The sequence below is a fragment of the Pseudomonas sp. NPDC087346 genome (assembly GCF_044744235.1).
Lineage (GTDB): Bacteria > Pseudomonadota > Gammaproteobacteria > Pseudomonadales > Pseudomonadaceae > Aquipseudomonas.
Window position 1 is genome coordinate 10,046 of record NZ_JBIUXX010000015.1, and the last position, 10,618, is coordinate 20,663.

The 10,618-nt window shown below is 61.7% G+C and carries 9 protein-coding genes; 6 read left to right on the forward strand and 3 right to left on the reverse strand.

All coding sequences use genetic code 11. The features are described 5' to 3' along the window. Nucleotides 1-192: 192 nt before the first annotated feature. The 5 genes from ACIOZM_RS11625 (at nt 193) to ACIOZM_RS11645 (ending at nt 5,938) form a co-directional block, all read left to right on the forward strand. Nucleotides 193-1,269 carry a putative 2-aminoethylphosphonate ABC transporter ATP-binding protein gene (locus ACIOZM_RS11625; protein ID WP_401213525.1) on the forward strand — a complete coding sequence of 359 codons (1,077 nt, stop codon included), beginning with the start codon at nt 193-195 and terminating at the stop codon, nt 1,267-1,269. Next, nucleotides 1,269-2,993, forward strand: a complete 1,725-nt coding sequence (locus tag ACIOZM_RS11630) for a putative 2-aminoethylphosphonate ABC transporter permease subunit (RefSeq protein ID WP_401213528.1) — start codon at nt 1,269-1,271, stop codon at nt 2,991-2,993. The genes ACIOZM_RS11625 and ACIOZM_RS11630 overlap by 1 nt, the downstream gene beginning before the upstream one ends. A gap of 39 nt (nt 2,994-3,032) precedes the next feature. Beyond that, nucleotides 3,033-4,058 (forward strand): putative 2-aminoethylphosphonate ABC transporter substrate-binding protein, encoded by a 1,026-nt coding sequence (locus ACIOZM_RS11635; RefSeq protein WP_401213531.1) that lies wholly within the window; start codon nt 3,033-3,035, stop codon nt 4,056-4,058. Between the two features lie 189 nt (nt 4,059-4,247). Further along, a complete protein-coding gene (locus ACIOZM_RS11640) occupies nt 4,248-5,381 on the forward strand; it encodes a TIGR03364 family FAD-dependent oxidoreductase (protein WP_401213534.1) in 1,134 nt (377 codons plus the stop codon). Then, nucleotides 5,381-5,938, forward strand: a complete 558-nt coding sequence (locus tag ACIOZM_RS11645; protein WP_401213537.1) for a phosphonate degradation HD-domain oxygenase — start codon at nt 5,381-5,383, stop codon at nt 5,936-5,938. Before ACIOZM_RS11640 ends, ACIOZM_RS11645 begins: the two co-directional genes overlap by 1 nt. Before the next feature lie 395 nt (nt 5,939-6,333). Here the strand turns inward: ACIOZM_RS11645 and ACIOZM_RS11650 are convergent, their stop codons facing one another. Continuing rightward, nucleotides 6,334-7,710, reverse strand: a complete 1,377-nt coding sequence (locus ACIOZM_RS11650; protein ID WP_401213539.1) for a GTPase/DUF3482 domain-containing protein — start codon at nt 7,708-7,710, stop codon at nt 6,334-6,336. After that, complete coding sequence (locus ACIOZM_RS11655) at nt 7,703-9,076, reverse strand: DUF2868 domain-containing protein (protein ID WP_401213542.1); 1,374 nt, start codon at nt 9,074-9,076, stop codon at nt 7,703-7,705. Before ACIOZM_RS11655 ends, ACIOZM_RS11650 begins: the two co-directional genes overlap by 8 nt. 85 nt (nt 9,077-9,161) lie before the next feature. On the opposite strand from ACIOZM_RS11655, the gene ACIOZM_RS11660 reads away from it, so the two are divergent. Beyond that, nucleotides 9,162-9,674, forward strand: coding sequence for a dihydrofolate reductase (locus ACIOZM_RS11660; RefSeq protein WP_401213545.1), 513 nt, complete (start codon nt 9,162-9,164; stop codon nt 9,672-9,674). A gap of 178 nt (nt 9,675-9,852) precedes the next feature. Here the strand turns inward: ACIOZM_RS11660 and ACIOZM_RS11665 are convergent. Then, nucleotides 9,853-10,618: cation:dicarboxylate symporter family transporter (locus ACIOZM_RS11665; protein WP_401213547.1), on the reverse strand; the 766-nt coding region annotated here is incomplete at its 5' end.

Consider the following 10,618-nt stretch of genomic DNA (forward strand, 5'->3'; position numbering starts at 1 on the left):
TGGTGTTCACCAAATCTGTGTTCACTGAAGATCCCTGTGGGAGCTGGCTTGCCAGCGATGAGGCCAGATCAGTCACCCCATCCTCTGAACTAAAATCCCCGAATACCACTATCAGCCGTTTTTGCCTTACTGCCACATGACGGACGCATTACAACTCTAGGATGGCCTGCATCTGCTCGATGAGGCCTGTCCATGAACCCTGCAATCGCAACTGCCCTGACCAACCCCGGTGCGCCGATGAAAGTGCGCGGCGTGCAGAAGCGCTTCGGCGCCTTCACCGCACTGGATAACGTCTCGCTCGATGTGAAGGCCGGCGAGCTGGTGTGTCTGCTCGGCCCGTCGGGTTGCGGCAAGACCACCCTGCTGCGCTGCATCGCCGGTCTGGAAAAACAGGACAGCGGCGAGTTGTACCTTGGCGATCGCGACGTTTCGCACCTCGCACCGCAAGCCCGGGACTACGGGATTCTGTTCCAGTCCTACGCGCTGTTCCCCAATCTGACCGTCGAAGCGAACATTGCCTACGGCCTCGCCGGCAGTGGTCGCGACGAAGTACGCCGCCGAGTCGGGCAGATGCTGGAACTGGTCGGCCTGATCGGCAGTGAGAAAAAGTACCCCGGCCAATTGTCCGGCGGCCAACAGCAACGTGTAGCACTGGCGCGGGCCCTGGCGCCTGCACCGTCGCTGTTGCTGCTCGACGAGCCGATGTCGGCCCTCGACGCCCGGGTACGCGAGCATCTGTGCACCGAACTGCGTCAGTTGCAACGCAATCTCGGCATCACCACGCTGATGGTCACCCACAATCAGGATGAGGCCATGCTGATGGCCGACCGCATCGCCGTGATGAACAACGGCCGGGTCGAGCAGTACGCTACGCCGCAGGAAATCTACAACCGCCCGGCCACGCCGTTTGTGGCCGAGTTCGTCGGGCAGGGCAACTGGCTGCCGTTCCAGCGCAGCAGCGACAGCCACGCCCGGGTTGGCGGGATGGATGTGCGTCTGGCCGACGGCAGCGTCAGCGGTTCCTCGGGTCGACTGTTCTGCCGCCCGGAAGCGATCAGCGTCAATCCACTGGTGCATGAGGAAAATCTGTTTCCGGCCAAGGTGCGCGAGATCACCTTCCTCGGCAACCGCTGCCGCATGAGCTTCGAACTCGATCAACTGCCGGGCCATTCGCTGCTCGCCGAACTCGCTCCGGAAGCCATGCCGCGCCTCGGCGCGCAGCAGATCATGGTCGCCTTGCCGCCGCGCAGCTTGCAGGTGTTTGCCTGATGAGCGCGAACCTCGCCCTGCCGCTACCGCACAAGCGCGTGCAGCAGACTTCCCGTGCCGAGATCGGCGACCGGATCTTTGTGCTCGGCGGCAAAATCCTCCTGTTGGTGTTGCTCGGCGTGGCGGTACTGATGCCGTTGCTGGCGATCTTCTGGCGCGGTTTCAGCAGTGAAGCCGGTCAGGGCGGTGGTTTGCTTGCCGCGAAAGAGCTGGTGACCAGCGAGAATTTCCACTGGCTGCTCGGCAACAGCCTGAAAGTTTCCCTCAGCGTTGCGGCCATTGTCGTACCACTGGCCTACCTGTTTGCCTACGCGCTGCAACGCACGCTGATTCCCGGCAAAGGCATCTGGCGCGGGATTTCCCTGCTGCCGCTGATGGCGCCGTCGATGCTGCCGGGGATTGCACTGGTCTATCTGTTCGGCAATCAGGGCATGTTGCGTGGGTTGCTCTCGGACAACATCTACGGTTTCTGGGGCATCGTGCTGGGTGAGGTGATTTACACCTTTCCGCATGCGCTGATGATCCTGTTGTCGGCGCTGTCGCTGGCGGATGCGCGATTGTTCGACGCCGCTTCGAGCATGGGCGCCAGTCCGGCGAAAGCCTTTCGCAGCATCACCTGGCCGGCCACTCGCCAAGCGGTGTTCGCCGCGTTCTGTCTGGTGTTCACCCTGACCATCACCGATTTCGGTGTGCCGGTCGTCGTCGGTGGCGATTACCAAGTGCTGGCGCTGGAAGCCTACAAAGCGGTGGTCGGCCAGCAACAATTCGGTCGCGGCGCGTTGATCGGCATGGTGCTGTTGCTGCCAGCGCTGTTCAGTTTCGGGGTCGATGCCTGGCTGCGTCGGCGTCATGGCGACTCGATGAGTGGCCGCGCTCAAGTGTTCAAACCGGCGCCGTCGAAACATCGTGACGCCTGTTATCTGGCCATCGTATTGCTGATCAGCGCGGCGTTGCTGCTGGTGTTCGGCATGGCGGTGTTCTCGTCTTTGGTGAAATTCTGGCCGTACAACCTGTCGCTGTCGCTCAATCACTATCAGTTCAACGAAACCGCTGGCGGTGGCTGGCTGGCCTATAGCAACAGCCTGAAAATGGCGTTGGGCACGGCGCTGATCGGCAGCGTGCTGATCTTCACCGGCGCCTATCTGATGGAGAAAACCCGTGGCCAGCGCGGCCTCAATCTGGCGCTGCGCATGCTCAGTTTTGTGCCGATGGCGGTGCCGGGGCTGGTGCTCGGTCTGGGTTACGTTTTCTTCTTCAACCTCACCGGCAATCCGCTGCACGTGCTCTACGGGACGATGACGCTGCTGATCGTCTGCACCATTGCGCACTATCTGACCACCGCACAAATGACCGCGACCACCGCGCTGCGTCAGCTCGACGCCGAATTCGAAGCCGCTGCGCTGTCGCTCAAGGCGCCGCTGTATCGGCATTACCTGCGCGTCACCGTTCCGATCTGCCTGCCGGCGCTGCTGGACATCGTGCGCTACCTGTTCGTCTCGGCGATGACCACTGTTTCCGCGGCGATCTTCCTCTACAGCCCCGACACCATCCTCGCGGCAGTCGCGGTGCTGAACATGGATGACGCCGGCAACGTTGGCGGCGCGGCGGCGATGTCGACCCTGATTCTGTTCACCTCGGCGGGCGTGTCCTTGCTGCTGGCGTGGGCTTCGCGCGGCTTGCTGCGCCGTTCTCAAGCCTGGCGGCAAACCGCGCCCGGTCACTGATTTGCCCAACCCCTCAACTCAAAAGACAGGAAACCGATCATGTTCAAGCCTATGGCCCTGGCCGCTGCTGTGCTCGCTACTTTCAGCCTGAACGCCTTCGCGGCGAAAACCGAGTTGACGGTGTACACCGCCCTCGAAGCCGAGCAATTGACTGCCTACAAGGCCGCGTTCGAAAAGGCCAACCCGGACGTCGAGATCAAATGGGTACGTGATTCCACCGGGATCATCACCGCCAAACTGCTGGCCGAAAAGGCCCGCCCGCAGGCTGACGCGGTGTGGGGGCTGGCCGCTTCGAGCCTGGCGATTCTCGATCAGCAAGGCATGCTGCAAAGCTACGCACCGAAGGATCTGGGCAAGATCGGCGCGAACTACCGCGACGCCGCCAACCCGCCAGCCTGGGTCGGCATGGACGTCTGGGCCGCGACCATTTGCTTCAACACCGTCGAGGCCGAAAAGCAGGGCCTGAGCAAACCGGTGAGCTGGCAGGATCTGACCAAACCTGAGTACAAGGGCAAGATCGTCATGCCGAACCCGGCCTCGTCCGGCACTGGTTTCCTCGACGTCAGCGCCTGGCTGCAAACCTTCGGCGAGAAACAGGGCTGGGCCTACATGGACGATCTGCACCAGAACATCGGCCAGTACGTTCACTCCGGTTCCAAGCCTTGCAAACTGGCGGCATCGGGCGAATTCCCGATCGGGATTTCCTTCGAATATCCAGCCGTACAGCTCAAGCGTCAGGGCGCGCCGCTGGACATCATTCTGCCGAAGGAGGGTCTGGGCTGGGAGATCGAAGCGACCGCCGTGATCAAGGGCACGCCGCATGAAGAGGCGGCGAAGAAACTGGCGGACTTCTCCGCGAGTTCTGCAGCGATGGATCTCTACAAAGAGAACTTTGCTGTCCTCGCGCAGCCGGGGATCGCCAAGCCGCAGACTGAATTGCCAGCGGATTACGAGCAGCGTCTGATCAAGAACGACTTTGCCTGGGCCTCGAAGAATCGCGACGAAATCCTGACCGAATGGCGCAAGCGTTATGACGGCAAGTCCGAGAAAGTGGTTGCCAAGTAAGATCTTTATCGACTGACAGGGCCTCTTCGCTGGCAAGCCAGCTCCCACAGGTTTTTGAGGTGTTCACAAAGTGTGCGCCCATCACAAAGCCCTCAGGCTTTAGGGTGTTCACAGAATTTGTGTTCACCATGAAACCCTGTGGGAGCTGGCTTGCCAGCGAAAGCGGTCTCTCATTCAGAGCACCTCTAAATGACCCAACACAACGACTTGCTGATTGTAGGCGCCGGCATTCTCGGCCTGTCCCACGCCTATGCTGCCGCCAAGCGCGGTCTCAAGGTCACGGTTTTCGAACGCACTGCCACGCCGTTGGGCGCGTCGGTGCGCAACTTCGGCCAGGCGCTGGTTACCGGTCAACCGCCGGGGCCGATGCTCGAACTGGCCAAGGCCAGCCGCGAAATCTGGGGTGACTGGGCGCAACTCGCCGGTTTGCAGATTAAGCGCAACGGCTCATATCTGTTCGCCCGCACCGAGGCCGAAGAGCATCTGCTCGAAGCCTTCTGCGCCGGTCGCGCCGTGGAGCACGACTATCGCGTGGACTTGCTGCGTGGCGCCGCATTACGCGATCTCTACCACGGCCAGTTCAGCCATCACCGCGCCGCGTTGCACGGCATGGACGATCAACAGTTGTACTCGCGGGAAGCGATTCCGGCGCTGATCGCCTATTTGCGCCGCGACCTCGGCGTCGAGTTTCACTTCTCGACGCTGGTGCGCGACGTTGAACCGGGCCGCTTGCATAGCACTGCCGGGACCTTCACGGCGGAGCAGATCATCGTCTGTTCCGGCCATGATTATCAGACGCTGCTGGCCGAGCCGATTGCCGCGCTCGACCCGCAAATCTGCCGCCTGCAAATGCTCCGCGCCCGCCCGCAGATCGATCTCAATCTGCAACACGCGTTGCTCACCGGTTTGAGTTGCGTGCATTACGGCGCCTTCGCTGATTTACCGGAAGCCGCAGCGGTGCAGGCGCAGATCCTCCGCGAGCAACCGCATCTGCACGACAACGGCATTCACTTGCTGATCAGCCCGACGCCCTACGGCGAACTGATCATCGGTGACTCGCACCATTACGGCAGCGATCCGTCGCCGTTTAACGCCGAGCAAGTGGATGACTGGATGCTCGAACTGGCCGAGCAGACTTTGGGCTGCAAGGTGCAGGTGGTCGAGCGCTGGCAGGGCGTCTATGGTTCCCGGGGGCCGGGGCCGTTTTCGTTCCTGCGTCCGGCACCGGGGTTGAGTGTGGCGCTGATGCACACCGGCGTCGGCATGAGCGTCGGCCCGGCGATGGCCGAGCGCAACATCGCAGCTTTGCTGGGAGAAATTTAATGGCAGCTCACGAGCAAACCGTCGCCAAGGTATTTGGCTTGTACGAGCGTTTTGGCACCAGCGATTACATCGGCGAGCCGGTGTCGCAGATCGAGCACATGTCTCAGGCTGCCGAACTGGCGATGGCCGAAGGCTTTGACGACGAAGTGGTGCTGGCGGCGTTCTTCCACGACATCGGTCACTTGTGTGCCGAAGGCGCGGAAAACATGGGCGGCTATGGCGTGGTCAGCCATGAACGGCTGGGCGCGGATTATCTGCGCGAGGCCGGGTTCAGCGAGCGCATGGCGCGGTTGGTGGAATATCACGTGCAGGCCAAGCGATATCTGACGCTGAGGGAGGCGGGGTATTTTGCTCGGCTGAGCGAAGCGAGCCGCAGGACGCTGGAGTATCAGGGCGGGGTGATGACTGAGGCTGAGGCGGATGCGTTCGAGCAGGACCCTTTGTGTGCGGTCAGTCTGCGCATGCGGCAGTGGGATGAGTTGGCCAAGGAAATGGCGGTGCCGGTGATTGATCTGCGGGTATTGAAAGAGAAAGCGGCGCGGCTCCTGGCTGCTTAAACCTTGGGATCGAGTTGCTGCCATCGCTAGCAGGCTAGCTCCCACATTGGACTTATGGATGACATGAATCCCCTGTGGGAGCTGGCTGCCACATTGGACTTATGGATGACATGAATCCCCTGTGGGAGCTGGCTGCCACATTGGACTTATGGATGACATGAATCCCCTGTGGGAGCTGGCTGCCACATTGGACTTATGGATGACATGGACCCCCTGTGGGAGCTGGCTGCCACATTAGACTTATGGATGACATAGATCCCCTGTGGGAGCTAGCTGCCACATTAGACTTATGGATGACATGGACCCCCTGTGGGAGCTAGCTGCCACATTGGACTTATGGATGACATAGATCCCCTGTGGGAGCTAGCCTGCTAGCGATAGGGCCGGCTCAGGCGCTACAAATCCTCGGCCAGGGACTCAATCTGCTCCTGCCGCTCGGCCTGATTCAGCTTCGGATGCGGGTTCAGCGATGACCACTGCGGATACGCCCGGGCCTTGTTCAGCGCTTCCGGTAACTTGCCTTCGCGCCAGGTCTTGTCTTGCGGCGTGGCGACCTGAATGCTCTCCATCGCCGCATGTCCGCGAGCTTCCAGTGCCTGCAGCAACTGCCGCTGACGCAACGCCAACAGGCGCAACACGCTGTCATCGACGGTCAATTCACGCTGGCCTTTGATCTTGCCCAGCAAACGGCTGCCATAACTGCGCGCCGTTTGCAGCGCTCCACCGGCAATCGCTCCGGCCAGTGCGGCAGCGCCGAGGGTCAAACCGCCGACCAGCAAATCCACGCCAGCCCCGGCCGCCGCACCGGCCGCAATTCCGCCGCCGACCCGCACGCCAAGTTGCTTGAGGGTTTCCGGATTGAACAGATCATCACCCCAGCGTCCATCAAGCAGCGGCAAATCACTGGCCGCCGCATCTTGTGGACGAAACGCATACAGCTTGAGCAGCGCCTCGACGCAGCGTTGTTCACGCTGGCGCACGGCTTTGCGCAGTTCACTGATCGCTTGTTGTTCCTGCTCGGCGTTGCTGACCACACTGCGACGGCAAGCCGCGCAATCGATCAGCAATTCGGCAATCAACCGTGCCGCACTTTGCTGGCGCGCAAGGCGCTGAGCCTGTTGGTCGGCGATCAACCGCTCCAACTGAGGGCGAGCATTTTCCAACAACAGCGCAAGGCTTTCGTACAACCGGCGCTCGCCATCCTCCGGCGGCGCGACGCTGTCGAAACGCACCAAGGCATGCAGGCCAAGACGTGCCAGCGCTTCACGCCAATCCGGCTCGCGGTGGTTGGCGCTGCTGACGAAATTCAGTACCGGCAGCAGCGGTTTGCCGCAACTGGCGAGCACCTCCAGTTCGTCGCGGTACTTGGCCAACACTGGCTCGCGGGCGTCGATCACATAGAGTCCGGCGTCGGAGGCAAGCAGTTGCCGCAATACCTTGGCTTCCTGTTCAAAGCGCTGGCGCGCCTCGCTGCCATCGAGAAACCGTGCCAGTCGCGCCGGGCCGTCGAGGCGTTCGCCGGGGCGTTCCAGACGTTCAAGAAAATCCAGCAGGGCGATGGCATCTTCCAGCCCCGGCGTGTCATAGAGTTCGAGCAGCGGCTCGCCGTCCACCGACAACCGCGCGCCCTCGACATGCCGCGTGGTGCTCGGGCGATGCGAGACTTCGCCGAACCCGACGTCACGGGTCAGGGTGCGCAGCAACGAGGTCTTGCCGACGTTGGTGTGGCCGACCACCGCCAGTTTCAGCGGGGCTTTCCGGGCATCAGTCATGACCGCTCTCCAGCCAGTTCATCGGGGCACAATCGGCGAACGGCAATTCCAGCTGTTGCAGTGCTGAATGCCAGTCGCCGAGACGTGCCGCGTCCAGTGCTTCGCCGGGCGGTGCTTGCAGCAGCCAGACCCGGGTGGCAGCAGCATTGCGCGCCAGTTCGGCGATCAACGCGAGGCTGCCGCGATCCGGCGAACGGCGTGGATCGCAGGCAATCAACAGACGCGCCGGCGGGAAGCGGCTCAGCTGTTCGAGCAGTTTGTGCCGGGACTCGCGGCTGTCGAGGATTCCGGCGTTGCTCACGGTTTTCGGCAGTGCTGGCGGCCATGGACGCTGGTCGTCGAGTTCGATCGCCACCAACAGCGCGCCGTCGCTGGAATGTTCGCTGACACCGCTTTCGACCCGATGCAATTGCGCAGGTGCAGCATCGTTGATGCCGAGGCGTTCGCTGGTCGGCATCAGACGTTCGCGCAATTGCGCGTAGCCGGGCAGATTCAGATCCAGACGCAGCGCAGCTTTGCCGCTATTCCAGCGCCAGAAACAAAACAGTGCCAGCAGCAGGCGCGGCAGTACGCCGTAAACCACCAGCACCCCGACCAGCCATGTCGCCCAGGCCTGACGGGCGCTTTCGATGTCCAGCGCGCCATCGCCGCTGGCGCGGATCATCGCTTCAGTCGGTACGTTGAAACCAAGCAGCGCTGGCAGGGCGCCGAGGGTTTGAGTGACGTTGATGAAGGTGTCGGCGCTGAGAATCGTGGTTTCCCAGACGAAGCCATAGCGTCTGGTCGCCATCAGCGTCAGCAACAGGACGAGGGCGCTGAGCATCGCCAATAGCCACAGGCCGTTGACCAGAGTGCCGAGCGCCCAACGATTGAGTTTCTTGCGTTGCAGCATCAGCAGCAGGGCCGGCGCCAATTGCGCGGCTTTAGCGTCGCGGGCGAGCTTTTCGCTGAGCCATATCCATAAGCGACCGAGGGTGGCGCCGTGCTCACCGGCGAAGATCAATCCCAGCGCCCAGCTCAACAGCAGGATCAGGTTCAGCCCGAGCAGACTGCCCAAGGCCCAGAACACATTGACCGGCGTCTGACCGAGTGCGGCGAACGCCAGACCGGCGCCGCTCAACACGGCCAGAATCATCAGCAACACCAGCGCCAGACGGGCGCCTTGCAGCCAGTGGGTGAGTGCCGCGCGCAAGCCGTCGCGGTCGGCCAGCCACAGCGCACGCCGCTGAATACGGCTCGGCAGATCGCCGCCAGCCGTGCGGGCCAGTCGATTGGCTTCCAGATCATCCAGAGTGCCGGCGTGTTCTTCGCGCAGGCGAATGGTTTCGGTGAGCCAGAGGTTTTGCAGTGGAGTCAGTTCAGTCACGCGGCATCCCGTCGCTTAATTGAGCCGTGAGCATAACCGCTGTGGCGCTTATCGGGGTAAGCGCGGCTCTGGTATCCTCGCCGACATGACTAAATCATTCCCCCTCAGCCTGATCGCAGCCCTCGGTGAAAACCGCGTGATCGGCATCGATAACAGCATGCCCTGGCACCTGCCGGGGGACTTCAAATACTTCAAGGCCACGACCTTGGGCAAGCCGATCATCATGGGTCGCAAGACCTGGGATTCGCTCGGTCGTCCGCTGCCAGGGCGTTTGAACATCGTGGTCAGCCGTCAGGCCGGTCTGTTGCTGGAAGGTGCGGAGGTTTATCCGTCGCTGGAAGCTGCGGTGGTTCGCGCCGAAGAATGGGCGAAAGCGCAGGGCGTCGATGAGTTGATGCTGATTGGTGGCGCGCAGTTGTATGCGCAGGGATTGGCGCAGGCTGACCGGTTGTACCTGACCCGCGTTGCGCTGAGCCCGGAGGGTGATGCGTGGTTTCCGGAGTTCGATCTGAACCAGTGGAAACTGGTGTCGAATGTGCCGAATCCGGCCGAGGGTGACAAACCCGCGTACAACTTCGAAGTCTGGGAAAAAGCTTAAAAAGCATCGCTGGCAAGCCAGCTCCCACAGTGTCCAAGGTGAATCACAAATTGCGTGAACACCATAGATTCCTGTGGGAGCCAGCTCCCACAGTGTCCAAGGTGAATCACAAATTGTGTGAACACCATAGATCCTGTGGGAGCTGGCTTGCCAGCGATAGCGGTCTGTCAGGCGCTGATCAAGCCTGCGCCAACTCCGCATGCTCATCGGCATCCAGCAGCGCTTTATCGGTCTGTTGCATCACCTGGCTGGTAATCGCACCCGCCGTGATCGAACCACTCACGTTCAGCGCCGTACGACCCATGTCGATCAGCGGCTCAACCGAAATCAGCAGCGCCACCAGCGAAACCGGCAAGCCCATCGCCGGCAGCACGATCAGTGCCGCAAACGTTGCGCCACCACCGACACCGGCCACGCCGGCCGAGCTCAGGGTCACAATCGCCACCAGCGTCGCGATCCACAGCGGGTCCAGCGGATTGATGCCGACAGTCGGCGCCACCATCACCGCCAACATCGCCGGGTACAGACCTGCACAGCCGTTCTGGCCGATGGTTGCACCGAACGAAGCAGCGAAACTGGCGACCGATGGCGGAATGCCCAGACGACGGGTCTGCGCTTCGATGCTTAACGGAATGCTCGCCGCGCTCGAGCGGCTGGTGAAGGCAAAGGTCAGCACCGGCCAGATCTTGCGGAAGAACCGCAGCGGGTTAATCCCGGCGGCCGATACCAGCAGGCCATGCACCACAAACATCAGACCCAGGCCGAGGTACGACACCACCACAAAACTGCCGAGTTTGATGATGTCCTGCAGGTTGGAACCAGCGACCACTTTGGTCATCAGTGCCAGCACGCCATACGGGGTCAGCTTCATCACCAGACGCACCAGACGCATCACCCAGGCTTGCAGGGTATCGATGGCGTTGATCACTTTCTGACCTTTCTCG